We start from the raw sequence: 25,929 nt of genomic DNA on the forward strand, positions 1-25,929 counted from the left end.
TGAGAGATTCGAGATGATTGACAACATCAGCTGGCTAGCGATTTACCCCGAAATTGTGCTCTTGACCATGGCCTGCGTGATTGCGCTGGTCGATCTGGGTGTCCACAGCCCTCGCCGCACCAGCACCTACGTGCTGACCATGCTCACGCTGGCCGTGGTGGCAGCCCTGCAGGGCATGTATGCCAGCAGCGGCAACACCTTCTATGGTTTTGGCAACATGGTGGTGAGCGACGCCATGGGCAACTGGCTCAAGTGCTTTGCCACCGTGGCCATGATGGTCACCCTGGTGTACGGCCGCCCCTATGCTGCCGACCGCGACATGCTGCGCGGGGGCGAACTGTTCACGCTGTCCATGTTCGCCTTGCTCGGCATGTTCATCATGATCTCGGGCAACAACTTCCTGGTGATCTACCTGGGTCTTGAGCTGCTGACACTGTCGAGCTATGCCCTGGTGGCATTGCGCCGTGACAACGCCACGGCCACGGAAGCGGCCATGAAGTATTTTGTGCTGGGCGCCATGGCCAGTGGCTTCCTGCTCTATGGCTTGTCCATGGTGTACGGTGCCACGGGCTCACTGGATATCGGCCAGGTGTTCAAGGCCGTCAACTCCGGTCAGATCAAGCACCAGGTGCTGGTGTTCGGCCTGGTGTTTGTGGTGGCCGGTCTGGCTTTCAAGCTGGGCGTGGTGCCTTTCCACATGTGGATTCCCGATGTGTACCAAGGCGCCCCCACGGCCGTGACCCTGATGATTGGCGGCGCGCCCAAGCTGGCTGCCTTTGCCATCACCATCCGTTTGCTGGTGGACGGCCTGCTGCCCTTGGCCATCGACTGGCAGCAGATGCTGGCTGTGCTGGCGATTGGTTCGTTGCTGGTGGGTAACCTGGCAGCCATTGCGCAGACCAACCTAAAGCGCATGCTGGCGTACTCCACCATCTCCCAGATGGGCTTTGTGCTGCTGGGCCTGATGTCTGGGGTCATCAACGGCAATGTGGACGCCACTGCGGTAGAGAACGCCTACAGCGCCTCAATGTTCTACGTCATCACCTATGTGCTGACCACGCTGGCAGCGTTTGGCGTGATCCTGCTGCTGGCCCGTGAAGGTTTCGAGAGCGAAGAAATCTCCGATTTCGCAGGCCTCAACCAGCGCAGCCCTCTGTACGCTGGTGTGATGGCAGTCTGCCTCTTCTCCATGGCGGGCATTCCTCCCCTGGTGGGCTTCTACGCCAAGTTGGCGGTTCTGCAGGCCCTGGTGGCCTCGGGTCAGACGATTTACATGGCGATGGCCGTGTTTGCCGTGATCATGTCGCTGATCGGTGCCTTCTACTACCTGCGTGTAGTGAAGGTGATGTATTTCGATGCACCGCTTACAGCGACCAATGTGTCTGCTCCCGTGGATGTGCGCGTGGTGCTGACCATCAACGGCGCTCTGGTGCTGGTGCTGGGCTTGCTGCCAGGTGGCTTGATGGCCCTGTGTGCAGACGCCGTGGTGCGCGCACTGGCGACCTGATCGGGAGAGCAGGCGCCCGCACTGCGCGGGCAACTCTTCATCCGTCGAACTTCTCTCCTCGATCAGTTTTTCTGTGTCACTCACCGGATCGGTCTGGCTCGTGATTGTGGCGGCGTTGATCGCCGCCAACCTGCCGTTCATCAACCAGCGGTGGTTGGTGGTGGGGCCTGCAGCGGCTCACGGCAAGCCCTTGGTCGGACGGTTGGCTGAACTGATCCTGTTGTATTTTTTGGTGGGCGGTCTGGCCTTGCTGCTGGAGCGGCGTGCAGGCCAGATTGCACCCCAGGGATGGGAGTTCTACGCCATCACCGGCACCATGTTTCTGACGCTGGCCTTTCCCGGCTTCGTCTACCGGTATCTGCTGCGTCGCCACGGGTGATGGCCCTGGCTGGATCGTGTTGAAGCGTCGGGGCTTCCGCGACCTTTGCTGTACCGGTTTCGCAGATCGCGCGCAGCACTCTTGTATGTAACCCTGCACCTTGGTGTGCCCGGTTTACTCGATCTCTTGATGGTGCGGACCGGCGTACGATGCATCTTATGAAGGTACTGGATCTCCAATGTCAGCACGGCCATATCTTTGAAGGCTGGTTTGGTTCTGAAGATGACTTTCAGAGCCAAAAGCAGCGCGGCCTGGTGCAGTGCCCTTTGTGCGCGGACATCCGCATTGACAAGCGTCTGAGCGCGCCGCGCCTGAATCTGGGTGCCCGCGAGCCCGCTGCGGCCCCAGTGACTCCTTCCGGTGCATCGTCCGTTTCACACGCTGCTTCCGATACACCGGTCGAGGGATCGACGCTCCCACCCGCGCTACAGGCAGCCTGGCTGCAGCTGGCGCGCAAAGTCATTGCGAATACGGAGGATGTAGGGCCCCGTTTTGCCGACGAAGCCCGGCGCATGCACCACGGCGAGATCCAGGAGCGTGCCATCCGTGGTCAGGCCACCGCGCAAGAGGCATTGCAGCTCCTGGACGAGGGCATTGCCGTCATGCCGTTGCCCCTGCCAGCGGCAGCCAAGGAAACCTTGCAGTAGCCCTGTGCGGGTGTTCTGGGTGTGGATGCCCTGCCGAGAGGCGCCGCGATCAGCTGGTGAACTGCAGCGCCGCGAGGCGCGCATACACCCCACCTTGCGCCATCAGCGCGCTGTGGGTGCCTTGCTCCACGATCTGACCGTGGTCCAGCACCACGATGCGGTCGGCATTTTGTACGGTGGCCAGGCGATGGGCGATCACCAGGGTGGTTCTTCTGCCCGTGTGGCGCTGCATGGCGGTGTCCAGCGCTGCCTGTACCATGCGCTCGCTTTCCGCGTCCAGCGCGCTGGTGGCCTCGTCCAGCAGTAGCAACGGCGGGTTTTTGAGCATGGCGCGGGCGATGGCGATGCGCTGGCGTTGGCCGCCCGAAAGGCGCACCCCCCGCTCTCCCAGAAACGTGTGGTAGCCCTCGGGCAGAGCCATGATGAAGTCATGCGCAAAGGCCGCCTTGGTGGCTGCCATGACCTCTTCGTCCGAAGCATCCGGACGGCCATAGCGGATGTTATCCATGGCCGAGGCGGAAAAGATCACGGCATCCTGGGGCACGGTGCCCGTATGGGCGCGCAGTGTGTCCAGCGTCAGGTCCCGGATGTCTACGCCATTCAGCAAGATGCGTCCCGCCGTAGCGCCTGGCCTGCCGGTCTGCCCACCCCCATCCACGTCGTAAAAGCGCTGCAGCAGCTGAAACACCGTGGTTTTGCCCGCGCCGCTGGCACCCACCAGTGCCACCGTCTCGCCGGGCGCCAGGTTCAGTGAGAAGTTTTGCAGCGCTGGCTGGTCCGGGCGCGACGGGTAGTGAAACTGCACGTTGTCAAACTGCACCTCCAGCCCCTGATCCGAAGTGGGCAGTCGTTGGGGTGTTGCAGGGTTCGCCACGGGGGATTGGCTGGACAGCAGCTCCATCAGCCGCTCGGTGGCGCCCGCCGCACGCAGCAGGTCCCCGTAGACCTGGCCCAGCACGGCCACGGCGCTTGCCAGGAGAATGACATACACCACGGTCTGGCCCAGGTGGCCCGCGCTCATCTGTCCGGCCAGCACGGCCTCTGTGCCCCGGTACAGCCCCCAGAGCAGCAGCGCTGCGTTCGCAATGATGATGAAGGCCACGAGCAAGGCGCGTGCCTTGGTGCGCTTGACCGCCGTGCGAAACGCGTCTTCGGTGGCCCGCGCAAACCGCGTGGCCTCGCGGGGCTCGGCGGTATAGCTTTGCACCACCGGGATGGCGTTGAGCACTTCGGCTGCGATGGCACTGGAGTCCGCCACGCGGTCCTGGCTGTCGCGTGACAGCCGGCGTACCTTGCGCCCAATCCACATGGTGGGCAGCACGACCAGCACCACGGCCAGCAACACCACCGACATCACATAGGGATTCGTCCACACCAGCATGACGAGGGCTCCCAGGCCCAGCACGGCATTGCGCAGTCCCATCGACAGCGACGAGCCGACCACGGTCTGCACCAGGGTTGTGTCTGACGTCAGCCGCGACAGCACCTCGCCAGTCTGGGTGGTCTCAAAGAACTGGGGGCTTTGCTGCAGCACATGGCTGTAGACGGCGTTGCGCAGGTCGGCGGTGACGCGCTCGCCCAGCCAGCTCACCATGTAAAAGCGTGCGGCCGAAAACCCACCCAGTGCCATGGCCACGGCAAACAGCTCTTCAAAGTGCCCGCGAAGGGCCATGGCCTGAGCTCCCCGGTCACCCGTCGCGGAGACCAGGCCGCCATCGATGAGATTGCGCAACGCCATGGGAAACGCCAGTGTGGCCAATGCCGCCAGCACCAGGAATACCAGCGACAGCGCAATGCGCGCACGATACGGGCGCAAGAAGGGCAGCAGTCCGGTGAGTGAGCGGGGGGCGCCACGGGCCGGTGTGGAGGAGGGGAGGGAGGGCATCGTGGCAGTGTAGGCGGCGCAGCCGGGCGCTGCAGAAGGTGCGTGGTCCAGCCCCTCTCTGGCCGTAGGTGGTGCCCACGGCGGTAAATACCAAGGCCTGTCAGCAAAAAGTCAGCGAGGGGCACGGCGCTGCGCCATCACCGGTTACGAGCTTCTGACTCTGCCACAGCGCCAGATTGAGCACTGGCGCGCTGCCCAAGCGCGCCAATCCCAAGCGCCATGCGCCCTCAGGGCGGGTACGTAGGCATTTATACATAGGCATTAGTCCCAGTATCTACCGCAGGGTAGGGGGACATACGATGCGTTGCGATCCAACCTCCCCGGAGACCTTGTTGCAAGGCTCCTCATTTCAGCACCTTACGGAGCGGCCAAGGCGCAATGAGCGACGTCATTCTTGAAACCAACAGCCTGACCAAAGAGTTCAAGGGCTTCACCGCCGTCAGTGACGTGAACCTGGCCGTTCGGCGCGGGTCCATCCACGCGCTGATCGGCCCCAACGGTGCAGGCAAGACCACGTGCTTCAACCTGCTCACCAAGTTTCTGGAGCCGACTTCGGGTGTCATCCGCTTCAACGGGCACGACATCACGCGGGAGCAGCCCGCGCAGATCGCACGCCGCGGCGTGATCCGTTCGTTCCAGATTTCGGCGGTGTTCCCGCACCTCACACTCATCGAGAACGTGCGCCTGGGCCTGCAGCGCAAGCTGGGCACGTCGTTCCACTTCTGGCGCAGCGAGCGCACCCTGCGGCAGCTGGACGACCGTGCCATGCAACTGCTGACCGAGGTGGGGCTGGAAGACCTGGCCGATGAAGTGACCGTGAACCTGCCCTACGGCCGCAAGCGCGCGCTGGAGATCGCCACCACGCTGTCCATGGAGCCCGAGCTGATGCTGCTGGACGAGCCCACCCAGGGCATGGGCCACGAAGACGTGGACCGCGTCACGCAGCTCATCAAGAAGGTTTCTGCCGGCCGCACCATCCTGATGGTGGAGCACAACATGAAGGTGGTCTCCACCATTGCCGACCGCATCACGGTGCTGCAGCGCGGCGCCGTGCTGGCCGAAGGGCCCTACGCAGAAGTTTCCAACAACCCCCAAGTCATGGAAGCCTACATGGGCACGACCGACGGCCAACTGCAGGGAGCGCACTGATGGCTGGCGTTCCTGCACTCGAAATCAAGAACCTCGAAGCCTGGTACGGCGAGTCGCATGTGCTGCATGGCGTGGACATCGTCGTCCAGCCGGGCGAGGTGGTCACGCTGCTGGGCCGCAACGGCGCAGGCCGCACCACCACCATGCGCGCCATCATGGGCCTGACCGGCGCACGCAAGGGCTCGGTCAAGATCAACGGCGTGGAAACCGTGAACATGCCCACGCACCGCATTGCGCACCTGGGCGTGGGCTATTGCCCCGAAGAGCGGGGCATCTTCTCCAGCCTGTCGTGCGAAGAAAACCTGCTGCTGCCCCCCGCGCTCAAGACCAAGACCCCGGGCATGTCGGTGCAAGAGATCTACGCCATGTTCCCCAACCTGGCGGAGCGCAAGAACAGCCAGGGCACGCGCCTCTCGGGGGGCGAGCAGCAGATGCTGGCCGTGGCCCGCATCCTGCGCACTGGCGCCAATCTGCTGCTGCTCGATGAAATCTCTGAAGGCCTGGCGCCCGTCATCGTGCAGGCCCTGGCCCGCATGATCACCATGCTGCGCCAGAAGGGCTACACCGTGGTCATGGTCGAGCAGAACTTCCGCTTTGCCGCGCCGCTGGCCGACCGCTTCTACGTGATGGAGCACGGCCGCATCGTGGAGAAGTTCGGCGCCGCCGAGCTGGAGGCCAAGATGCCCGTGCTCAACGAACTGCTGGGCGTCTGAACCACGCCCACATCCTTTCCCCACCGTTTTCTTCCACCACACCAACAGGAGACAAATCCATGAAGAAACAACTCAAAGTGCTGGCACTGATGCTGGGCGTTGCAGGTCTGGCCACGTCGGCCGCGCACGCGCAGGACAAGGTCAAGATCGGTTTCATCACCGACATGTCCAGCCTGTATGCAGACGTGGAAGGCAAGAACGGCGCAGTCGCCATCCAGATGGCGATTGACGACTTTGGCGGCAAGGTTCTGGGCATGCCCATCGAGCTGATGAGCGCCGACCACCAGAACAAGGCCGACATCGCAGCCTCCAAGGCCCGCGAGTGGATCGACACCCAGGGCCTGACCATGGTGTTCGGTGGCACCAACTCCGGCACCGCACTGGCCATTGCCAAGGTGGCTGCTGAGAAGAAGCGCGTCTACATCAACAACGGCGCTGCCAGCTCCGCGCTGACCAACGACCAGTGCACGCCGTACACCGTGCACTACGCGTATGACACCGTGGCACTGGCCAAGGGCACGGGCTCGGCCATTGTGGACGGCGGCGGCAAGAGCTGGTACTTCCTGACGGCAGACTACGCCTTCGGCCATGCGCTCGAAGCCGACACCACCGCCGTGGTCAAGGCCAAGGGCGGCAACGTGGTGGGTGCTGTGCGCCACCCGCTGAACGCGTCGGACTTCTCGTCCTTCCTGCTGCAGGCACAGAACTCCAAGGCGCAAATCCTGGGCCTGGCCAATGCAGGTGGCGACACCATCAACTCCATCAAGGCTGCCAAAGAGTTCGGCATCGGCAAGAGCATGAAGCTCGCCGGCCTGCTGATCTTCATCTCCGACGTGCACAGTCTGGGCCTGCGCAACACCGAAGGCCTTCAGTTCACCACCAGCTGGTACTGGGACCTGAACGACGACACCCGCAAGTTCTCGGCCCGCTTCTTCGAGAAGACCAAGCGCATGCCGACCGAAATCCAGGCGGCTGACTACTCGGCCACCATGAACTACCTCAAGGCCGTGGAAGCCGCCAAGTCGGTGGACGCCGACAAGGTCATGACCACATGGCGCGGCATGAAGATGAACGACTTCTTCGGCTCGGGCCAGCTGCGCGCCGACGGCCGTTATGTGCACGACATGTACCTGATGGAAGTGAAGAAGCCTGCTGAGTCCACCAAGCCCTGGGACTACTACAAGCTGATCAAGAAGCTGCCCGGTGACTCCGTGTTCACCACCAAGGCCGAGAGCAAGTGCCCGCTCTGGAAGTAAACCCCTGAGAGGGCTCACGCCGGCCTGGCTGTCCCTGCGGGGCTACGGGCCCGGTGTGGTCCTCTGACCTGAACTCTCTCCACCTGCTGCTGCCTCCCATGGAAATCTTTGGTGTCTCATTGCCCGGCCTGTTGAGCCAGCTCCTTCTGGGGCTGGTCAACGGATCGTTCTACGCAATCCTCAGCCTGGGGCTGGCTGTGATTTTTGGCCTGCTCAACGTCATCAACTTTGCGCACGGCGCACTGTTCATGACCGGGGCGTTGCTGACATGGATGGCCATGAATTACTTCGGCATCAACTACTGGTTGATGCTGGTGCTGGCACCGCTGGTGGTGGGCCTGTTCGGAGTGCTGATCGAGCGCTTGCTGCTGCGCTGGATCTACAAGCTCGACCATCTGTACGGCCTGCTGCTCACACTGGGCCTGACCCTGCTGATCGAAGGCGTGTTCCGCTCCATCTATGGCGTGTCGGGCCTGGGCTACGACACCCCTGAGCTGCTGGAAGGCGCGACCAACCTCGGCTTCATGATCATGCCCAACTACCGTGCGTGGGTGGTGGTGGCCTCGGTGGTGGTGTGTATCGGCACCTGGTACGTGATCGAAAAAACCAAGCTCGGCGCCTACCTGCGCGCCGGTACTGAAAACCCGCGCCTGGTGGAAGCCTTCGGCATCAACGTGCCGGTGATGGTGACACTGACCTACGCCTTTGGTGCTGCGCTGGCCGCCTTCGCGGGTGTGCTGGCTGCTCCCGTGTACCAGGTCACGCCGCTCATGGGGCAGAACCTCATCATCGTGGTGTTTGCCGTGGTGGTGATTGGCGGCATGGGGTCCATCATGGGCTCCATCCTCACCGGGCTGGGCCTGGGGGTCATCGAAGGCTTCACCAAGGTGTTCTACCCTGAAGCGTCTTCCACCGTGGTGTTCGTCATCATGGTCATCGTTCTTCTCATTCGCCCCGCCGGCCTGTTCGGCAAAGAAAAATAAGGGGCTGTCAGCATGAATTCCAAGAACACTGCCACCATTGGTTACGGCCTGCTGTTGCTGGCCCTCATTGCCGCGCCTTTTCTCGGTGCGTATCCGGTCTTTGTGATGAAGCTCATGTGCTTTGCACTGTTTGCTTCAGCGTTCAACCTGCTGCTTGGTTACACCGGCCTGCTGTCTTTCGGCCATGCGGCCTTCCTCGGTGGCGCTGCCTACGTGGCCGGCCACGCCATCAAGGTGTGGGGTCTGACGCCTGAAGTGGGCCTGCTGCTGGGCACCGCCGGGGGCGCGCTGCTGGGCTTGCTGTTTGGCTGGCTGGCCATTCGCCGCCAGGGCATCTACTTCTCCATGATCACGCTGGCGTTGGCGCAGATGCTGTTCTTCGCCTGCCTGCAAGCCCCCTTCACGGGCGGTGAGGACGGCCTGCAAGGCGTGCCGCGCGGCAAGCTGTTTGGCGTGATTGATCTCAAGAGTGACTTGGTCATGTACTACGTGGCGTTGGTCATCGTGGTCGCTGCGTTCCTGCTGATCGTGCGCACCATCCACTCGCCGTTTGGCCAGGTGCTCAAGGGCATCAAGGAGAACGAGCCCCGCGCCATCTCGCTGGGCTACGACACGCACCGCTTCAAGCTGCTCGCTTTTGTGCTGTCGGCCGCCATCGCAGGTCTGGCCGGCGCGCTCAAAACGCTGGTGCTGGGCTTTGCAACGCTGTCGGACGTGCACTGGACGGCCTCGGGTCAGGTCATCTTGATGACGCTGGTGGGTGGCCTGGGCACGCTGTCGGGCCCGCTCATCGGCTCGGCCGTGGTGGTGCTGCTGGAGAACAAGATTGGCGAGTTTGGCAACCTGCTGGCCGCACTGACCAGCGTGGAATGGTTCAAGACCCTGGGCGAATCCGTCACCATGGTCACGGGCCTGATCTTCGTGATCTGCGTGCTGGCCTTCCGCCGCGGCATCATGGGCGAGATCATTGCCTGGCTGGCACAACGCCGCGCAGGCAACTCTGCCAAGCATTGAAGAAGTGATACCGCCCGATCTGGCGGTATCTTTCTGGCATCAAGCCGCTGCAGCCTTCACAGGCGCAGCGGCTTTGCATATCCCGTCATCTCCAGGTAACCCCGGCCCACGGGCTGGCCTGTGGCACCCATCAGGTCCGACAGCCCTTCCCAATAGATCGCACCCGTCGATCCGCTGCTGTCCAGCTCCTGGCTGTCCAGCAGCGCATTCACTGCAAAGGTGCCTGCGGGCGTTTGCACCTGCCATTGCACCGGGTAGCGCGCGCCACTGCGTGGGCTGGTCCACCACCGCAAGGGGGTGAACGCCACAGACTGCGCCCCAAACACCTGCACCGGCTGCCCGGGTGCCCGCCACGATCCACCCTCCCACAACGCAGTGCCATCAGCCCGCCGCAGTCGAAAGGCCGTGAGCGCACTGCCGTCGTGCAGGTTCATGCCAATCCAGTCCCACCCCTGGGCGTCTGGGTGCAGCAGTGCCTCGCTCCACTCGTGGTCCATCCAGGCGCGGCCCGTGTCGGGCGTCACCGCCATGCGTTTATTGCCCACTTGCAAGGTGCCGCTGACGGCGAGCTGGGGCTGGCTGTAGTAGTAGCTGGCCTGCTCGGCGTCTGGCCCCTTGCGGGACAGCCCTTGCTGCCCCTGCAGTAGCACAGGCTGTGTGCTATCAAACACCAGGTCCAGCCCAAACCCGCTGCCTACGATGCGGGTGGTGTAGCGGCTGGTTGCAAAGTCTGGCTTGCCGCGCGCTGTGTCGCTGCGTTCCAGCGTCCAGTCCTGCAGGCGGATGCGGGTGTCGGCCTCACTGGCCTGCGCCACCCCAAAACCAGCACGCGCAATCCGCTGGTCATGCAGCAGCCGCTGGCCTCGCACATCGGTGATGGCGGCGTGCGCAAACAGCAGATGTTTGGCCGCAAAGGCGGACTGCAACTGCTGCGTGCCATCCACCCGCGAGCGGAAGAACGTGATCTGAAAACCCCAAGGTTGCCCCTGCGCCTGCACATGGCCGGTGATGTACCACCACTCGGTGCGCAGCTCCGGGTGGCTGCCGTGGTCACGCGGAAAGACCAGCGTGCGTGCCGGCAAGGCATGCGCAGCAGGGGGCAGCCACCCAGCAGCCCCCACGGCCGCCAGGCCCCAGGGCATCTGCTGGGCCAGCCATTGCCGGCGCGTGACCATGGGGCCGGGGGCGAGCGGCAAAGAACCTGGGGGCAATGGGTGGGAGGGCATGGTGCAGTGCGTGGCTGGCATCAGCCGATCAGACCATCGACCTTCTGCTGCGCAGCCGAGCAATCGCCAAACGTGCGGTCCACCCATGCCGTGTCGAAGTACGTGGGCAGATACCGTTCGCCCGCATCACACAGCAAGGACAGGATGGAGCCGCGCTCGCCCCGCTCGCGCATCTCGCTGGCCAGCGTGAGCATGGCCACAAAGTTGGTGCCCGTGGACGGGCCTACGCGCCGCCCCAGCAACTGCGACAGCGCGCGCATAGCGGCAATGGATTCGCAGTCCGCCACATCCACCATACGGTCCACCAGCGTGCGGATGAAGCTCGGCTCCACACGCGGGCGGCCTATGCCTTCAATGCGCGACCCCGGCGCCGTGAGCTGCGCATCGCCCGTGCGGTGGTAGGCGCTGAACACCGACCCCGCCGGGTCGGCCACACACACCTGCGTGGCATGGCGCTGGTAGCGCACATAGCGGCCAATGGTGGCGCTGGTGCCTCCCGTGCCCGCACCCACCACAATCCAGCGCGGCACAGGGTGCGGCTCGCGCGCCATCTGCGTGAACATGCTCTCGGCAATGTTGTTGTTGCCCCGCCAGTCGGTCGCGCGCTCGGCATACGTGAACTGATCCATGTAGTGGCCGCCGGTTTCCTCGGCAATCTTGCGGGCCGCGTCATACACCGCGCCCGCGCTGTCCACAAAGTGGCAGCGCCCACCATGAAACTCGATCTGCGCGACTTTCTCGGGCGACGTGCTGCGCGGCATCACCGCCACAAACGGCAGCCCCAGCAGCCGCGCAAAGTAGGCCTCGCTCACGGCCGTGGAGCCGCTGGAGGATTCGACGATGGTCGAGCCTTCATGCACCCAGCCATTGCACAGCGCATATAAAAAAAGCGACCGCGCCAGCCGGTGCTTCAGGCTGCCCGTGGGGTGTGTGGATTCGTCCTTGAGGTACAGGTCAATGCCATGCGCAGCAAACGCTGGCAGGCGCAGCGGGATCAGGTGGGTGTCGGCACTGCGCTGGTAGTCGGCTTCGATGCGGGCGATGGCTTCGTGGAGCCAGGGGGCGCTGGGGCTGGTCATGCAGGGATTGTCGTGCATGCCGTACGAATCTCGCCCTTAGGTAGCTCGCTGGTTTCGCTCCTGCCCGGACGTCTTGAACCATGACAACCCGAGACATGCCGTCGCCCTTATCCACCGAGGGTTTCCAGCCAGCGCCGGGTCTCACCGGCTTCGTCGAGCAACCATTGGCGAAAGCGCCTCAACTGTGGACGCTGCAGGGTTTCGGCACGAAAACGCACCTGAAAAGCATGCGATGTACGGCGGCCGCTTGACGCCGGAAACGGCAGCGAGAGCCGTCCCGCATCAATCGCCCCGCGCAGCAGCGCAATGCCGCAAAGTGCGAAACCTGCGTTGGCCATCACGGCGTCCACCGCTGGCGCGACGCGCTGGAATCGAATCCCGCGCTCGGGCCCTGTCCGTACCAGTTTCTCGGATGCGAGCCATTCGGCCCACTTCGGTGAATCCGGATCGTTGCGGTAGAAGTCCACATGCAGGAGTGGAAAGCCCTCTAGTCGCGTCTCGCCGCCCTTGGCTTCGACACGGTGTTCGTTCTCGGGAGAGGTGACGGGCAGCACAAGGTCGTGAAACAGCAGCTCGCCGGGTCGGTCCTCGCCAGCGCGGACGCTGCCGATGGGCCCGAAGAAGATTTCGCAGTCTGCAGCCACCATGCGCCGCCGTGGTTCCCCTTCTCCGTTGATGTCCAGCTGAATGTTGGGGTGCCTGGCCTGGAATGCCAACAGCCGTGGGGCCAGCCACAACTCAACGATGTCAGTCGCGGCGGCAATGCGTATCTGCTGCCCCTTCTGCAGTTCAAGCAGATCCGCTGCTAGCGCCAGCTCGCGAAATGCGGCGTGCAGATGGGGCAGTGCGCCGCTCAGTTCCGGCGTGGGCTGCAGGCCGGATCGACCTCTCACCAGAAGATCGATGCCCAGATAGTCCTCCAGCGCCTTCACCCGCTGCCCGACTGCCGCTGGCGTGATGGCGAGCCGGGAAGCAGCACCGGTCAGCGAACCGGTACGCAGCGCAAGTTCAAGAGCCTGCAACGCCCGCAGGTGGCTGGGTTGGTCCATGCGGTCAGACTAAAGCTTTTCTTTCACTGCATCAAGATTATTTAGCTTGATGCCAGGTGGGCGGAGGCTGAAGATGCACTCCTTACCAACCACGAAGGAGTAGAGCGATGTCTCAACTGAAGCGCTTCTTGATCGAGCGTGATATCCCGGGAGTCGGGGGTATGTCGATCGTTGAACTGTGTGGCGCCGCACGCGCATCGAACCAGGCCATTGCCAAGATCGGGCCCACCATCCAGTGGCAACACAGCTACGTGGCGGGCGACAGGACTTTCTGTATTTACCTGGCAGATAGCGAGGCAACCATTCGCGCGCATGCGGAGCTCAGCGGTATCCCCGTGGCCAAAATCACCGAGATTTCGCAAATCATTGACCCGACCACGGCGAACAACTGAGCGACCTCATCCGTGACAGGGAGAAAGGCCGGTTGACTGCGGAAAGCTGCTGTGAGGCTCAGTGGCGGTCAACCGGGCGCGGCGCATCGCGTCATCCTCATCGCGTCTCACCAATCCTCCTTCACCGCCATCACCGCATCCCTCCCCGCCGCCGCCCGCCCCGCCAGCCACGCAGTGACCGTGCCCGACGCCACCACCGCAGCACACAGCGCAAGCAACCTTCCCCCCGGCACCGCCAGATCCATCGTCCAGTGAAAACTCTGCGGGTTGACCACGTGCACCAGCACGACCGACACGGCCAGCCCCAGCAGCACGCCCGCCGCTGCGCCCACCGCCGTCCACGCAGCGCCTTCGCTAGCCACCACGGTCAGGATCTGCCGCCGCGTGAGCCCCAGGTGGGCGAGCAGGCCAAACTCCTTGCGCCGCGCCAGCACCTGGGCGCTGAAGCTGGCGGCTACGCCGAACAGGCCGATGCCGATAGCGACGGCTTGCAGCCAGTAGGTGACAGCAAAGCTGCGGTCGAAGATGCGCAGCGAGCGCTCGCGGATGGTGGCGGCGGAGCTGAATTCCACCAGGGCCTCGCCGCTGTCGCCCGTTGCGGCACCCGCCGCATTGGAGGGTTGGCGGCCGGCTTGCGTGGCAGCGAGCGCGCGGATGGACGCCTGCAGGGCCGACACATCGGTGCCCTCGCTGGGCCACAGGGCCAGGTCGCTGGTGCGGGCGTCGCCGGTCAGGCGCAGCCACACGGCGCGGTCCATTACCACGGCGCCGGTTTGCCGGGCGTAGTCCCGCCAGATGCCTGCTATGTAAAAGATAGCTGCGGGCGCATGATTCTCTAGCGCTTGGGCGCTAAAAGCCTTGGAAAGTGCAGGCCACTCCATGCCGGGGCGCAGGCCGTACAGGTCCACCACGGCCTCGCTGATGTACACGCCGATGCGGCCGGGGGGCACCGGCAGAGCCTCGCCCACCAGGGGCAGGGTCTGCGCTGGCTCATCGCCCAAGGGGCGGCTTAGCACCGTGAGGGCGGGCAGGGTGGGGGACAGCTGCAGCGGGCTGGCGCGCAGGGGCTGCACGCGGTCCAGCCCCGGTAACTGGGCCACGGCTTCTGCAAAGCCTGCAGGCAGCAACGCCGCCTCACCGCCGCCCGCACCGCCCCCACCGAGGGCCGAGCGCACGTACAGCGGCGACGGCAGCACCGCGTCCAGCCACTGCGTGACCGAGCCGCGAAAGCTGGACACCATCACCGTCAGTGCCACGGCCAGGCTCAGCGACGCCACCACGCCGCCCACCGCGATGGCCGCGCTGCCGCGCATGCGCCGCGCGCGCTCCAGCGCCAGCAGTGGCAGCGCATGGCGTGCGGCCAGGGGCTGCAGCCACGCCAGCAACCGCGCCATGCCCCAGGGCAGCAGGGCAATGCCCCCCACCAACAGCAGCGCAATGGCCACGTACGCGGCCAGTGGAATGCCAAATACGGGTGGAGCGCTAGTGAGCAGTGCCCCGGTAGCTATCAAAATAATACCAATGGTGCCTTTGTCCGCCTGGCTGGCTGCGGCACCAAGGCCCTTCAGGGTCTGGGCGGGGGGCAAGGTCTGCGCGGCGCGGGCGGGCCACCAGCCACCCGCCAACGCGGCCGCAACGCCCAGTGCGCCGTACACCAGGGCGGCGGGGGCGCTCCATTGCAGCGCGGGCCGCACGCCCGCAAAGTAGCCGCCGCCCAGGTCGCCGCCCAGCAGTTGCAACGCGGTGGCCGCCAGCGCGGTGCCCAGGGCAATGCCCAGCACGCTGCCCAGCAGGCCCAAGGCTGCCGACTCCGCCAGCACCAGCGCCAGCCGCTGGCGCGGTGTGGCGCCCAGAACGGCCAGCAACGCAAACTGCGGCCCGCGCTGCGCCACGCTAAGGGCCAGCACCGAGAACACCAGAAACGCCCCAGTGAACAGCGCCACCAGCGCCAGCACCGTCAGGTTGACCCGGTAGGCGCGCGACAGGTTGCTGATGCGCTGGGTGGCATCGCCGGGCTGCGCCAGCACCAGGTTAGCGGGCCAGCCGGGCTGCGCGCGCAGCGTGGCCTCCCACGCGGCGCGGTCGGTGCCAGGTTGCAGTTGCAGGTCGATGCGGGTGAGTGTGCCCGCGCGGCCAAACAGGTCTTGCGCGGCGCCGATGTCCATCACGGCCAGCGGCGCGCCGCCAGCGGTCACGGTGCCTGCCACCTGCACGGTGAGCGCTGGTTGCAAGCCCACTTGCAGCGTAAGGCGGGGCAGGGGCGACGACGCATCGGGCGCAGTGGCAGGCAGCCCGAGTGCCTGCAGCGCCGCCGTGTTGAGGAACACCGTGGCGGGGGCGAAGAGGGCGAACCGGTCGGCGCTGTCCCAGGGGCGTGGCACCAGCGCCGGGGCCATGGTGGGTAGCAGCAGTGCATCGGCGCCGAGCACGCGGATGGGAGTGGGAGTGCGAGGGGACTGGTCATTGGTGCCCGCTGCATTCGCGGCCTCTGTGGTGGCTGCCTGCGCCACGGCCGACAGCTCCAGCAGCGGGCTGGCGCGGGCCACCTGTGGGTCGGTGGCCAGGCGCTCGTACAGGGCCTCGGGCAGGCTGCCCTGCATGGCGCGCAGCTCCAGGTCGGGCTGGCCGTTGACGGCGCGCACGGCCTGCGAGAACTCGTCCAGCGCCGATGCATTGATCACATGGACGGCAAACGCCAGCGCCACACCGAGCATCACGGCCGCCACCGCTGCGGCGCTGCGCCAGGGGTGGTGGCGCAGGTCTTGCCATGAGAAGGTGCGGAGCAGGGCGAGCATGGCCTGCATTGTGGCCGCAGGTGTCGGTGGCCTGGGCTTTTGATGCACATCAACCTTGCATTTCAACCCCCTTGAAGACGCGATACGGCAGGCCTATCTTGGAGCCAGGGCCCGCCCTCCTGCGCAGGCTCAGTTGTCCGTTTCAACCCCTTTTCAGGAGCCAAAACCATGAACTCTCTTGTGACCCGCGGCAGTCTGTTTGACGATTTCTTCAAGGACATTGCCCCCGGCTTTTACGTGCGTCCGCTGCATGGCGACAACCTGCCTTCGCCCAGCCAGATCAAGGTGGATGTGAAGGAAACCGAAAGCGGCTACACGGTGCAGGCCGAAGTGCCCGGCGTGGCCAAGGAGGACATCCATGTCTCGCTCGAAGGCAATGTGGTGAGCCTGCGCGCCGAGGTGCGTCAGCACGATGAAAAGCGCGAAGGCGAAAAGGTGCTGCGCAGCGAGCGCTACTTCGGCGCCGTGGCCCGCAGCTTTCAGCTGCCGGCCGATGTGGACGCCGCACAGGCCAAGGCCAAGTACGACAACGGCGTGCTGACGCTGACTCTGCCGAAGAAGGTGAACAAGGCGGCGCAGCGGCTGAACATCGAGTGAGCGCTGCTCACACAACCCTTCTGGCGTTGTTGCTGCGTCTTGTCGTACTGAACGTACTGCCTGCGGCGCAGCGCCTAGCCAGAACCGCTGCGCTGGGTTGTGTGATCCGCTCCATGCGTCCGCAGCCGCTTTGGCTGCGATGGGGCGCTACCTAGGCCGCGATACCGCTGGCAGTGAGCCGCAGCACCCGGTCGGCCCGCGCTGCGGCGGCGTCGGAATGGGTGACCAGCACCAGCGATGCGCCGTGCTCTCGCGTCTGGGCCAGCAGCAGGTCCATCACGCGCGTGGCGGTGGTGGGGTCGAGGTTGCCTGTGGGCTCGTCGGCCAGCAGCAGGGCGGGGCGGTGTACCAGTGCGCGGGCGATGGCCACGCGCTGCAGCTGTCCGCCGCTGAGCTGTTGCGGCAGCCGTGTACCCAACCCTTCCAGGCCCACGGCGGCCAGCATGTGCTGCACGCGGGCCGCATCACTTTGCCCCAGCAGCATCAGCGGCAGGGCCACGTTCTGCGCCACGTCCAGGTGCGGCAACACGTGGAAGGCCTGGAACACAAAACCCACCTGCGCGCGGCGCCACAGGGCGCGGGCAGTGTCGTCCAGCTGGCCCAGGTCGGTGGTGCCGTGGGTGATGCTGCCGGTGTCCCAGGTGTCGAGGCCTGCCAGGCAGTTGAGCAACGTGGACTTGCCCACGCCCGAGTCGCCCACGATGGCCACAAACTCGCCCGGTGCCACGGCGAACCGCACGTTGGCAAACACCGGCGTGCTGCCGTAGTGCTTGCCCAGGTTCTGCACACGCAGCAGCGTCATGGAGTGCGCTGCTCCAGGCGCTGCAGCACGGCCTGCACCAGGTGGGCCACGGCGTGGGGCTGGTCGCAGGCGATGGCGTGGCGCTGCGGCATGCTGCGCAGCCAGGTGATCTGGCGCTTGGCCAGCTGGCGCGTGGCGGCAATGCCGCGCTCTCGCAGGAAGGCGATGTTCAGCGGCGTGCCAGCGGGGCGGCTGGCCTGGAAGTCGAGTTCTTCCCACACCTGCCGGTAGCCCACGCAGCGCATCGAGGGCAGGTCGGGGTGCAGGTCGCCGCGTGCGCGCAGGGCCGTTACCTCGTCAATGAAGCCACCGGCCAGCATGGCGTCAAAACGCTGCGCGATGCGCTCGTGCAGCCAGGCCCGGTTGTCGGGTTCCAAGGAAAAAAGTGCTCTAGCGCTTTCTGGTAAAGCGCTGTTAGCTCCTGTTTTGGTAGTGTGAAAGCTCGACAGCGGCTGGCCCGAGACATGCCACACCTCCAGCGCGCGCTGGATGCGCTGGCTGTCGCCGGGGGCCAGGCGAGCCGCCGTCACCGGGTCCACGCGCGCCAGCTCGGCGTGCAGGGCGGGCCAGCCTTGCTCGGCCGCCTGGGCTTCGATCTTGGCGCGTACCTCGGGGTCGGCGGCAGGCATGTCGTCTATGCCATCAAACAGCGCCTTGAAGTACAGCATGGTGCCGCCCACCAGCAGCGGCAGTGCGCCACGCGCGCGGATCTCGGCGATGAGCCGGGTGGCGTCCTGCACAAACTCGGCCGCACTGTAGGCCTGCAGCGGGTCGCGGATGTCGATGAGGTGGTGGGGCACGGCGGCGCGCTCGTCGGGCGAGGGTTTGGCGGTGCCGATGTCCATGCCCCGGTACACCAGGGCCGAGTCCACGCTGATGATCTCGACCGGCCGGCCCTGCTTGCCCAGCACGGCAGCCAGCGCCAGCGCACCGGCCGTCTTGCCCGATGCAGTGGGGCCCGCCAGGGCGATGGTGGGGAGGGTGTCAGGCGTGCTCACGGGGCGCTCCAAACTTCTGCACCAGGGTCCACGAGATCACGGCCAGTGCCACCGACCAGAACCAGATGCCATTGACCAGCGGCCACACCGTGCCATCAAGCCGCATCCCCAGCCAGCCGCCAATGGCAAACGCCGCAAGCATCATCATGAAACCGTTCAGTGCCGACGCTACGCCCGCCGCCTTGGGGAAGGGCCCGACCGCGCCGCTTTGCCCGCAGGGCTGGTGAATGCCATGCCCCACCATGAACAGGTAGAACGGCAGCGTCAGCGCCCAGGGCTGGTGCCAGCCCATCCAGGCCACCAGCGCCATCAGCGTGCCGCCCCCGGCGCTCAACGCCCCGGCAATGGCCACGGTGCGCTGCAAGCCAAAGCGTGCCAGCAGCGCGCGGCACACAAAGGTGCCCCCAAAGTAGGCCACGCAGGCCGAGGCCATGACCCAGCCATACATCGTGCGCGTGAGGCCCAGCACATCGATGTAGACGAACGAGGACGACGCCAGAAACGTGAACAGGCCGCCGTAGGTGGCCGTGGTCTGCAGTGAAAACGCCCAGAAGGTGGGGTTGCGCAGCACATGCAGCCAGGTGCTCACCAGTGCGCGGGGCTGCAGGGCCTGCGGGTTGCGGTGGGTCAGGGTCTCGGGCAAGCGCAAGGCCACCAGCGCCAGCGTGACCACGGCGTACACCGTGAGCGCCAGCAGCGCTGCGCGCCAGCCCAGCCATTCGCTCAGCAGGCCCCCCATGGGCGCGCAGATGCAGGCCACGATGCCCAGCCCCGTGAGCGCCTTGGACATGGCGCGCGCGCCCTCCAGCGGGGTGTAGAGGTCGCGCACGATGGCGCGCGCGCACATCACCACGGCGCCCATGGCAGCCCCCTGGGCGATGCGCCACAGAATCAGCAGGCCCATGGTTGGCGCAAAGGCGCTGCCCAGCGAGGCCGCGGTGTAGATGGTGAGCCCTGCCAGCAGGACGGGTCGGCGGCCAAAGCGGTCAGACAGCGGGCCCCACACCATTTGCGAGCAACCGAACGCCAGCAGCAGCCCGCTGAGCGTGAGCTGCGCGGCCGCCATGGGTGCGCCCAGGCTGCGGGTGAGCGCGGGCAGGGCGGGCAGATACAGGTCGGTGGTGACGGGCTGGATGGACAGCAGCAGGGCCAGCACCAGAATGGCCAGGCCGGGTTGGACGGAGACAGGGGCGGCCGCAGACGCTGCGGTGGCGGAGGGGGCAGACATATCTGTCTGAGCGTACCAGAAGGGGTGGGCGAACCGCTGGCAGGCTGATTGCCGTGAACCTGTGAGAACTTGCGCAGATTTGTGTATGACAAAGGTCGCACCGGTGACATCCTGGCGAGTGCAGGGCGAAGCACCATGGCGGCGCGGTGGCTGGCGGACCGACGAGCCTTGGACGCTGTTCTGAGGGGTACCGCGCCCAGATGCTGCACAACACAACATAAAGAGGAGACAAGACATGCACAAGATCCACAGCGCCTCTGTGGCGTACCCCCATCCCTCAGTGCGCTCTGCACCGCCCCGGCGTTCTGGTAAAGCCGCTGCAACGCTGTGGCAAACCGCTTGCGCCGTGGCGGCGCTGGGCGTGGCCTTGGCGGCCCCAGCCCAGGCGCAGGCCCTGGCATTGCCTGCGCCAGAGACTGTGACGCTGGACAAGCTGGGCTACATGAGCACCTTCCCGCCCGAGGGGGCGCAGCGGGTGGACCTGAGCAACTCGTACAAATACCCGCAGCTGCGCTGGGCTGTGCAGCACCTGCGCGAGCTGCAGCCCACGCGCAACATCCGCCGTGGCGGTGCTGCGCCCTCAGCCCTACCTGCCGACCCGCGACCGTTGGGCGCTGTGGCATTCGATGACGACAAAGGCCAGCCCATCACGGTGGACCAATGGTTCACCCGCACCTACACCGATGCCCTGGTGGTGATGCACAAGGGCCGCGTGGTGTACGAGCGCTACGACAACCAGATGAAGCCCTACACGCCGCATCTGCTGTTCTCGGTCACCAAGTCGTTCACCGGGCTCATGGCGGCGCAGCTGGCGCACGAGGGCAAGATTGACCCCGAGGCGCTGGTGACCAAGTACGTGCCGGAGCTGGCCGAATCGGCCTGGGGCGACATGAAGGTGCGCGATGTGATGGACATGACGGGCGCCGTGCGCTTCCGCGAGGTCTACACCGACCCTACGACCGAGATCTTTGGCTACAGCTGGTCCAGCGGCCTGCTGCCCCGTCCACCGGGCTACCAGGGGCCGACCAATGTGTACGACTTCCTCAAGACGCTCAAGAAGGAAGGCGAACACGGCGCCGGTTTTGTGTACCGCACCGTGCATTCGGAGGTGCTGGGCTGGATCGTGTCGCGCGCCACGGGCAAACACTGGGCGGAGCTGATGAGCGACAACATCTGGCAAAAGCTGGGCACTGAAGAGGACGCCCATGTGATGGTGGACAGCGTGGGCACGCCGCTGCAGGGCGCGGGCCTCAACGCCACGGCGCGCGACCTGGCGCGGTTTGGCGAGATGCTGCGCCTGGGAGGCAGCTTCAACGGCCAGAGGATTTTTGACAAGGCCGTGATCGACGACACCGCCAAGGGCGGCGACCGCGAGAAGTTCAAGATGGGTGGCATGGCCTTTCGGACCGGCTACAGCTACCGCAACCAGTGGTGGGTGCTGCACAACGCCGATGGTGCCTACGAGGCTGCGGGCATCCACGGCCAGTTCATCCATGTGAACCCTGCCGCCGAGATGGTGGTGGTCAAGCTGTCGTCCCACCCCGTGGCGGGGGCCGGCTTTACCCACCCGCTCACCCTCAAGGCCTGGGCGGCGCTGGCGCAGGCGGTGCGCCGTTGACGATACGCCTACTTCAGGTGAAACAGCGAGGCCACGGCCTCGCGGTACTGCCGCTGCCCCACAGAGTTGGTGTTGTGGTGTGAGCCGCCTTCCACCAGCACAAACTGCTTGGGCTCCCGTGCTGCCTCGTACAGCTGGCGGCCCAGTGCGGGACGGATCAGGCTGTCGTCGCTGCCATGCACCACCAGCAGCGGCGAGCCGATGTCGGCCACCTTGCGGATGGATTCAAACCGCTGCGTGATGAGGGGCGACACGGGCAGCCAGCCCCACTTGAAGGTACTGACCACGTCGGGGATGCTGGTGAAAGTGCCTTCGACGATGGTGCCCTTTTCATCCGGCACCTGGCGTGCCAGGTCGATGGCGATGGCGCCGCCCAGCGAGTGGCCGAAGATGTAGCGGGGCTTGTCCGGGTGCTGCTCGGCCAGCCAGTTCCAGGCGGCACGGGCGTCCTCGGCGGCGGTGGCTTCGGAGGGCAGGCCCGCGCTGCTGCGCCCAAAGCCCCGGTAGTCGATGGCCAGCACCGAAAAGCCCAGCTCCTGCATGCGCCGGATGCGGCCTGAAGAGCCCGCCACGTTCCAGCGCGCGCCGTGCAGGTACAGCATCACCGGCGCGCTGGCCTTCGTGTGGGGCAACCACAGCCCGTGCAGGCGCTCGGCCTTGCCGGTGGTGTCGGAGGTGAATTCGATCCACACGTCCTGCATGCCTTCGGTGGACGGCGCACCGCCCCAGCTGCGGTCGCTGGGCTGGAAGATCCATTCGCGCTGTTTGGCGTCAAGGGTGGCGCAACCCACGCTCACGGCCACTGCCAGCGCCAGGGATGCAAGGAGAGGGATTCGTTTCATCGTCAGACAGATTCTGGTCCCGGTGCAAAAGTTCGGTGAGGACGGAGGGTATTGGAAGGCCCCATGGACGATCCCCTGCGAGAGCGTCCTTGGGGCTCTGCGGTTCAGGAGCAGGCTCCGCGCACGCTGCGCTGGTCGGTCACGCCCTCCAGCACCTTGAGCAACCCGTACTGCAGCAGCCGCAGCATGCCCTGCGCGGTGGCGGCCTCAAACAGCTGGTCCACTGGCGCACGGGTCTGGATCAGCTTCTTGATGCCCGGCGAGGCGGCCATGAGTTCGTAGATGCCCACACGGCCTTTGTAGCCCGTGTGGTCGCAATGGCTGCACCCTTGGGCACGGTACAGCACCCAGTCCGATGCCCCTGCGGGGACAAAGCGGCTGCGCCAGGGCGCCAGCAGGCTCTCGGGCGCCAGGCCGGTGCCGGCCGCGTAGTCCGTCGCGATCTGCTGCAGCTCGTCGGCGTCCGGGGTGTAGGGCTGCTTGCAGTCGGGACACAGGCGGCGCGCCAGGCGCTGGCTCAGCACCCCCACCAGCGCGTCGGCAAAGTTGAAGGGATCCAGCCCCATGTCCAGCATGCGGATCACGCTCTCGGGCGCGCTGTTGGTGTGCAGGGTGGACATCACCATGTGGCCGGTCAGCGATGCCTCGATGGCGATGTGGGCGGTTTCGCTGTCGCGCATTTCGCCCACCATGATCACGTCCGGGTCGGCCCGCAAAAAGGCGCGCATGGCGGTGGCAAACGTGAGCCCGATGCGCGGGTGCATCTGGATCTGGCGCAGGCCATGGTGCGTGATCTCGATGGGGTCTTCGGCCGTCCAGATCTTGGTGTCAGGGTGGTTCACCTCGGCCAGCAGCGAGTGCAGGGTGGTGGTCTTGCCCGACCCCGTGGGCCCACACACCAGGATCAGGCCGTAGCTGCGGTGCACCATCTGCTGCAGTTGTTCGACCAGGGCGCCATCCATGCCCAGCTTGGCCAGCGGGATGGGTTTGGACGATGCCAGGAGCCGCATCACGATGTCTTCGAGCCCGTTGGTGGTTGGCAGCACGGCCACGCGCAGCTCCAGCTTGGTGTGGCCAAAGCGCGAGAAGTCGATCTTTCCGTCCTGCGGCAGCCGGTGCTCGGAGATGTCCAGGTTGGCCATGATCTTGATGCGCGACAGCAGCGCCGCGCGCAGCACGAACGGGATGCGCATGTATTCGGTCAAATCGCCGTCCACGCGCAGCCGGATCAGCGTGGGCTGCTCCTCGGGGTAGGCCTCGATGTGGATGTCCGACGCGCCCCGTGCCTGGGCGTCCAGGATGGTCTTGTTGACCAGCCGCACCACCAGGCTGTCGTTGTCGGACACCTGCCGCTGCAGGTCTGGGTGGCCCGGCGATGTGTCGCTGGCCGTGAGCCGCTGGGACAGTTGCCGCAGCTCTTCTTCAATCGACAGATCGGTGCGGTCCATGCCCACCTTGGAGTATTCCACCGTGATGCGCGCCGCCAGTTCGTCCGGGTTGGCAATGACGGGCACCACCTGCTTCTGGGCCGAGAACCGCAGCTCGTCCAGGTAGTCGGCATCCACCGGGCTTTCCACCGCCACCACCAGGCTCTTGTCGCTGACCAGCAGGGGCAGCACCTGGTGCTCTACCGCGTATTCCTTGGGCACCAGGCGCAGCACCTCGGGCTGCACCACAAAGCCGTCCAGCGCCACCATCGGAATGCTGAACTGCTGCGCCACCACCTCGGTCAGCTGGGCCCGGCTCAGCGCGCCCATCTCCACCAGGATGTTGCCCAGCAGGTGCTTGTTGCCCCGCTGCATCAGCGTCAGGGCATCCCGCATCTGGTCGTTGCTGACCAGTCCCTGGTTGATGAGGAGGTCGCCCAGCCGCACGGGCACAAAACTGCCGATCTGGGTGATCTGGCCGGCCAGCTGCGCCGGGCTGCGGATGGGTTCGCCGTTGGCCGAGGGGCCTTGCCGCCGCCGCTCCTGCTCGGTCAGGGCCAGTTGCACCGTGTCGGCGCTGACCAGGTTCGACTGGATCAGGTGCTGGCCCAGCAGGCCGCCCACCTGGTAGCTGCGCAGTGCCGTGGTGGGGATGAATATCCGCACGCAGTGCACCGCATCGGTGGTCAGATAGAAGAACAGGCCCTGGCGGGTTTTGACAAAGCCCTTGGTCTCGCCGCGCAGGTTTTCATCGTCGACGAATTGCACGGTGAAGGGGCGCGATGTGGTGTTGACTTCGTGTCCCCCGGCGGCTTGGTAACGCGCCGTCAGGTCGGTATCGGCCGCCAGCGGAATGGGTGGCATCAGCTGGATGCTCTTGATGGCCGCAAACGGCAGTGTCACCGCCGCCGTGCCCTCTGGCGGCATCAGCACGGCGCGTTGTGCCTGCGGGTCAAACTGCTCCAGCACGCCGTGGCGGGTGTCCCCGCCCGTTGTGAAGACGATGGCGTCTGCCGGTGTGACGACATCTGCCGGCCGCGCGTCGCGAAAGAACGGCGGAAACGGCCAATGCTGCATGCGCGCGCTGCCTGTCACGACAGCCGCGAGGCCGACTGCATGGGCGAGGAGGTGTCGATGGAAAGGTCCCCCGCATCCTGCGTGGTCACGCCCGCCGCCAGGCGCACGCGCAGCGCCAGGTCGGTGCGCGAGTCGGCGTTGTGTAGCGCCTCGTCCAGCGAGATGCGGCCGTCGGTGTAGAGCTGGTACAGCGCCTGGTCAAAGGTGCACATGCCGATCTCGGTGCTGTGGCCCATGGCCTCCTTGATGCCGGAGAACTCGCCCTTGGCGATCAGGTCCGCGATGTAGGGCGAGTTGAGCATCACCTCCACCGCAGGCACCAGCTTTTCGTGCAGGCCGGGGATCAGGCGCTGCGAGATCACGCCAGCCAGGTTCAGGCTCAGGTCCATCAGCAGCTGGTGGTGCGCATCCTCGGGGAAGAAGTTGATGACCCGCTCCATGGCCTGGTTGGCATTGTTGGCGTGCAGCGTGGACAGGCACAGGTGGCCCGTCTCGGCATAGGCAATGGCCTGCTTCATGGTGTTGCGGTCGCGGATCTCGCCGATCATGATCACGTCGGGTGCCTCGCGCAGCGCGTTCTTCAGGGCTTCTTCGTACGACTGCGTGTCGATGCCCACCTCGCGCTGGTCCACCACCGAGCGCTTGTGCGCGTGCAAGAACTCCAGCGGGTCTTCGATGGTGAGGATGTGGCCCGTGACGTTCTCGTTGCGGTAGTTGATCATCGACGCCAGCGTGGTCGATTTGCCCGAGCCGGTGGCGCCGGTCACCAGCACCAGGCCACGCTTGCGCAGCACCAGCTTTTCCAGCACCGGGGGCAGGCCCAGTGCGGCCAGTGGCGGGATCTTGTTCTTGATGTAGCGCACCACCATGCCGGTTTCGCCGCGCTGCACAAAAACGTTTACCCGGAAGCGCCCCAGGTTCTCGGCCGAGATCGACAGGTTCATCTCCTGCTTGGCCTCGAACTCGCCGATCTGCTTTTCGTTCATGACCGAGTAGGCCAGTTGCTTGACCTGGCCGGGCAGCAAGGCGGGCATCTTCAACGGGTGGGTGACCCCTTCGATCTTGAGATTGACCGGCGCGCCGACACTGAAAAAGAGGTCCGAGCCTCCTTTTTCGACCATGACGTTCAAGAAGCTGAAGATTTCCATGCCGGACTCCCCAAAGTGTGCGTATTTGTTTCCAGGTGCAGCATAGCCTGCACTGCGCCGCGCGCCAAAAACAAAGGGGCCGAAGCCCCAGTGATTTGCTGTGCGAACAGGCTCTGAG

Annotated in this window: 22 protein-coding genes; 11 read left to right on the forward strand and 11 right to left on the reverse strand. The window is 65.4% G+C overall.

Annotation, left to right across the window (positions count from 1 at the left end):
- The first annotated feature begins 13 nt into the window (after positions 1-13).
- From nuoN to ACOYR4_RS07530, 3 genes are all read left to right on the forward strand, one after another.
- A complete protein-coding gene (gene nuoN, locus ACOYR4_RS07520; protein WP_015013281.1) occupies positions 14-1,507 on the forward strand; it encodes an NADH-quinone oxidoreductase subunit NuoN in 1,494 nt (497 codons plus the stop codon).
- Between the two features lie 73 nt (positions 1,508-1,580).
- On the forward strand, positions 1,581-1,886 hold the full coding sequence (locus tag ACOYR4_RS07525; RefSeq protein ID WP_015013282.1) for a DUF2818 family protein: 306 nt from the start codon (positions 1,581-1,583) through the stop codon (positions 1,884-1,886).
- A gap of 158 nt (positions 1,887-2,044) precedes the next feature.
- A complete protein-coding gene (locus tag ACOYR4_RS07530) occupies positions 2,045-2,533 on the forward strand; it encodes a DUF1178 family protein (RefSeq protein WP_422849120.1) in 489 nt (162 codons plus the stop codon).
- Between the two features lie 49 nt (positions 2,534-2,582).
- Here ACOYR4_RS07530 and ACOYR4_RS07535 read toward each other — a convergent pair whose 3' ends face one another.
- A complete protein-coding gene (locus ACOYR4_RS07535; protein ID WP_422849121.1) occupies positions 2,583-4,418 on the reverse strand; it encodes an ABC transporter transmembrane domain-containing protein in 1,836 nt (611 codons plus the stop codon).
- 378 nt (positions 4,419-4,796) lie between these two features.
- On the opposite strand from ACOYR4_RS07535, the gene ACOYR4_RS07540 reads away from it, so the two are divergent.
- The 5 genes from ACOYR4_RS07540 to ACOYR4_RS07560 all read left to right on the forward strand — a co-directional run bounded on the left by ACOYR4_RS07540 (position 4,797) and on the right by ACOYR4_RS07560 (position 9,533).
- Entirely contained in the window at positions 4,797-5,567 is a 771-nt protein-coding gene (locus ACOYR4_RS07540) for an ABC transporter ATP-binding protein (RefSeq protein WP_015013285.1), read from the forward strand.
- Positions 5,567-6,280 carry an ABC transporter ATP-binding protein gene (locus tag ACOYR4_RS07545; RefSeq protein ID WP_015013286.1) on the forward strand — a complete coding sequence of 238 codons (714 nt, stop codon included), beginning with the start codon at positions 5,567-5,569 and terminating at the stop codon, positions 6,278-6,280. Before ACOYR4_RS07540 ends, ACOYR4_RS07545 begins: the two co-directional genes overlap by 1 nt.
- A 59-nt stretch (positions 6,281-6,339) precedes the next feature.
- Complete coding sequence (locus tag ACOYR4_RS07550; protein ID WP_422849122.1) at positions 6,340-7,536, forward strand: ABC transporter substrate-binding protein; 1,197 nt, start codon at positions 6,340-6,342, stop codon at positions 7,534-7,536.
- A gap of 98 nt (positions 7,537-7,634) precedes the next feature.
- A complete protein-coding gene (locus ACOYR4_RS07555) occupies positions 7,635-8,519 on the forward strand; it encodes a branched-chain amino acid ABC transporter permease (protein ID WP_015013288.1) in 885 nt (294 codons plus the stop codon).
- Positions 8,520-8,531: 12 nt separating this feature from the next.
- Positions 8,532-9,533, forward strand: coding sequence for a branched-chain amino acid ABC transporter permease (locus tag ACOYR4_RS07560; RefSeq protein ID WP_309823081.1), 1,002 nt, complete (start codon positions 8,532-8,534; stop codon positions 9,531-9,533).
- A 56-nt stretch (positions 9,534-9,589) separates the two neighbouring features.
- Here ACOYR4_RS07560 and ACOYR4_RS07565 read toward each other — a convergent pair whose 3' ends face one another.
- The 3 genes from ACOYR4_RS07565 to ACOYR4_RS07575 form a co-directional block, all read right to left on the reverse strand.
- Positions 9,590-10,759, reverse strand: a complete 1,170-nt coding sequence (locus ACOYR4_RS07565) for a lipocalin-like domain-containing protein (protein WP_422849123.1) — start codon at positions 10,757-10,759, stop codon at positions 9,590-9,592.
- A 20-nt stretch (positions 10,760-10,779) separates the two neighbouring features.
- Positions 10,780-11,838: a PLP-dependent cysteine synthase family protein gene (locus ACOYR4_RS07570; protein WP_422849124.1), complete on the reverse strand. Its 1,059-nt coding sequence runs from the start codon at positions 11,836-11,838 to the stop codon at positions 10,780-10,782.
- A gap of 107 nt (positions 11,839-11,945) precedes the next feature.
- A complete protein-coding gene (locus tag ACOYR4_RS07575; RefSeq protein WP_422849125.1) occupies positions 11,946-12,887 on the reverse strand; it encodes a LysR family transcriptional regulator in 942 nt (313 codons plus the stop codon).
- A 107-nt stretch (positions 12,888-12,994) separates the two neighbouring features.
- Between ACOYR4_RS07575 and ACOYR4_RS07580 the strand changes: the two genes are divergently transcribed.
- Complete coding sequence (locus tag ACOYR4_RS07580) at positions 12,995-13,279, forward strand: DUF4242 domain-containing protein (RefSeq protein WP_015013293.1); 285 nt, start codon at positions 12,995-12,997, stop codon at positions 13,277-13,279.
- A 107-nt stretch (positions 13,280-13,386) separates the two neighbouring features.
- On the opposite strand, the gene ACOYR4_RS07585 is transcribed toward ACOYR4_RS07580, so the two are convergent.
- Complete coding sequence (locus tag ACOYR4_RS07585; RefSeq protein WP_422849126.1) at positions 13,387-16,083, reverse strand: FtsX-like permease family protein; 2,697 nt, start codon at positions 16,081-16,083, stop codon at positions 13,387-13,389.
- Positions 16,084-16,242: 159 nt separating this feature from the next.
- Between ACOYR4_RS07585 and ACOYR4_RS07590 the strand changes: the two genes are divergently transcribed.
- Positions 16,243-16,671 (forward strand): Hsp20/alpha crystallin family protein, encoded by a 429-nt coding sequence (locus ACOYR4_RS07590; RefSeq protein ID WP_110959316.1) that lies wholly within the window; start codon positions 16,243-16,245, stop codon positions 16,669-16,671.
- 151 nt (positions 16,672-16,822) lie between these two features.
- Here ACOYR4_RS07590 and ACOYR4_RS07595 read toward each other — a convergent pair whose 3' ends face one another.
- The 3 genes from ACOYR4_RS07595 to ACOYR4_RS07605 are packed head-to-tail and all read right to left on the reverse strand — an operon-like array spanning position 16,823 to position 19,699.
- On the reverse strand, positions 16,823-17,473 hold the full coding sequence (locus ACOYR4_RS07595) for an ABC transporter ATP-binding protein (RefSeq protein WP_422849127.1): 651 nt from the start codon (positions 17,471-17,473) through the stop codon (positions 16,823-16,825).
- A complete protein-coding gene (gene miaA, locus ACOYR4_RS07600; RefSeq protein WP_422849128.1) occupies positions 17,470-18,471 on the reverse strand; it encodes a tRNA (adenosine(37)-N6)-dimethylallyltransferase MiaA in 1,002 nt (333 codons plus the stop codon). Before miaA ends, ACOYR4_RS07595 begins: the two co-directional genes overlap by 4 nt.
- Entirely contained in the window at positions 18,458-19,699 is a 1,242-nt protein-coding gene (locus ACOYR4_RS07605) for a multidrug effflux MFS transporter (RefSeq protein WP_422849129.1), read from the reverse strand. The genes miaA and ACOYR4_RS07605 overlap by 14 nt, the downstream gene beginning before the upstream one ends.
- Positions 19,700-19,934: 235 nt before the next feature.
- Between ACOYR4_RS07605 and ACOYR4_RS07610 the strand changes: the two genes are divergently transcribed.
- Positions 19,935-21,317 carry a serine hydrolase domain-containing protein gene (locus tag ACOYR4_RS07610; RefSeq protein WP_422849130.1) on the forward strand — a complete coding sequence of 461 codons (1,383 nt, stop codon included), beginning with the start codon at positions 19,935-19,937 and terminating at the stop codon, positions 21,315-21,317.
- A gap of 8 nt (positions 21,318-21,325) precedes the next feature.
- On the opposite strand, the gene ACOYR4_RS07615 is transcribed toward ACOYR4_RS07610, so the two are convergent.
- From ACOYR4_RS07615 to ACOYR4_RS07625, 3 genes are all read right to left on the reverse strand, one after another.
- Positions 21,326-22,159 carry an alpha/beta hydrolase gene (locus tag ACOYR4_RS07615; protein WP_015013300.1) on the reverse strand — a complete coding sequence of 278 codons (834 nt, stop codon included), beginning with the start codon at positions 22,157-22,159 and terminating at the stop codon, positions 21,326-21,328.
- 104 nt (positions 22,160-22,263) lie between these two features.
- Positions 22,264-24,663 (reverse strand): GspE/PulE family protein, encoded by a 2,400-nt coding sequence (locus ACOYR4_RS07620; protein ID WP_422849131.1) that lies wholly within the window; start codon positions 24,661-24,663, stop codon positions 22,264-22,266.
- Between the two features lie 14 nt (positions 24,664-24,677).
- A complete protein-coding gene (locus tag ACOYR4_RS07625; RefSeq protein WP_015013302.1) occupies positions 24,678-25,811 on the reverse strand; it encodes a PilT/PilU family type 4a pilus ATPase in 1,134 nt (377 codons plus the stop codon).
- Between the last annotated feature and the right edge of the window lie 118 nt (positions 25,812-25,929).

Source organism: Acidovorax sp. M14 (assembly GCF_049331375.1).
Taxonomy (GTDB): domain Bacteria; phylum Pseudomonadota; class Gammaproteobacteria; order Burkholderiales; family Burkholderiaceae_C; genus Acidovorax.

Bases quoted from the DNA above. Each gene is read 5' to 3' on its own strand.
- ACOYR4_RS07585 (WP_422849126.1), bottom strand. From the start codon at position 16,083: ATGCAGGCCATGCTCGCCCTGCTCCGCACCTTCTCATGGCAAGACCTG.
- ACOYR4_RS07565 (WP_422849123.1), bottom strand. From the start codon at position 10,759: ATGCCCTCCCACCCATTGCCCCCAGGTTCTTTGCCGCTCGCCCCCGGC.
- ACOYR4_RS07545 (WP_015013286.1), top strand. From the start codon at position 5,567: ATGGCTGGCGTTCCTGCACTCGAAATCAAGAACCTCGAAGCCTGGTAC.
- ACOYR4_RS07580 (WP_015013293.1), top strand. From the start codon at position 12,995: ATGTCTCAACTGAAGCGCTTCTTGATCGAGCGTGATATCCCGGGAGTC.
- nuoN (WP_015013281.1), top strand. From the start codon at position 14: ATGATTGACAACATCAGCTGGCTAGCGATTTACCCCGAAATTGTGCTC.
- ACOYR4_RS07620 (WP_422849131.1), bottom strand. From the start codon at position 24,663: ATGCAGCATTGGCCGTTTCCGCCGTTCTTTCGCGACGCGCGGCCGGCA.
- ACOYR4_RS07605 (WP_422849129.1), bottom strand. From the start codon at position 19,699: ATGTCTGCCCCCTCCGCCACCGCAGCGTCTGCGGCCGCCCCTGTCTCC.
- ACOYR4_RS07575 (WP_422849125.1), bottom strand. From the start codon at position 12,887: ATGGACCAACCCAGCCACCTGCGGGCGTTGCAGGCTCTTGAACTTGCG.
- ACOYR4_RS07590 (WP_110959316.1), top strand. From the start codon at position 16,243: ATGAACTCTCTTGTGACCCGCGGCAGTCTGTTTGACGATTTCTTCAAG.
- ACOYR4_RS07540 (WP_015013285.1), top strand. From the start codon at position 4,797: ATGAGCGACGTCATTCTTGAAACCAACAGCCTGACCAAAGAGTTCAAG.
- ACOYR4_RS07615 (WP_015013300.1), bottom strand. From the start codon at position 22,159: ATGAAACGAATCCCTCTCCTTGCATCCCTGGCGCTGGCAGTGGCCGTG.
- ACOYR4_RS07595 (WP_422849127.1), bottom strand. From the start codon at position 17,473: ATGACGCTGCTGCGTGTGCAGAACCTGGGCAAGCACTACGGCAGCACG.
- ACOYR4_RS07560 (WP_309823081.1), top strand. From the start codon at position 8,532: ATGAATTCCAAGAACACTGCCACCATTGGTTACGGCCTGCTGTTGCTG.
- ACOYR4_RS07625 (WP_015013302.1), bottom strand. From the start codon at position 25,811: ATGGAAATCTTCAGCTTCTTGAACGTCATGGTCGAAAAAGGAGGCTCG.
- ACOYR4_RS07610 (WP_422849130.1), top strand. From the start codon at position 19,935: ATGCACAAGATCCACAGCGCCTCTGTGGCGTACCCCCATCCCTCAGTG.
- ACOYR4_RS07535 (WP_422849121.1), bottom strand. From the start codon at position 4,418: ATGCCCTCCCTCCCCTCCTCCACACCGGCCCGTGGCGCCCCCCGCTCA.
- ACOYR4_RS07530 (WP_422849120.1), top strand. From the start codon at position 2,045: ATGAAGGTACTGGATCTCCAATGTCAGCACGGCCATATCTTTGAAGGC.
- ACOYR4_RS07550 (WP_422849122.1), top strand. From the start codon at position 6,340: ATGAAGAAACAACTCAAAGTGCTGGCACTGATGCTGGGCGTTGCAGGT.
- ACOYR4_RS07555 (WP_015013288.1), top strand. From the start codon at position 7,635: ATGGAAATCTTTGGTGTCTCATTGCCCGGCCTGTTGAGCCAGCTCCTT.
- ACOYR4_RS07570 (WP_422849124.1), bottom strand. From the start codon at position 11,838: ATGACCAGCCCCAGCGCCCCCTGGCTCCACGAAGCCATCGCCCGCATC.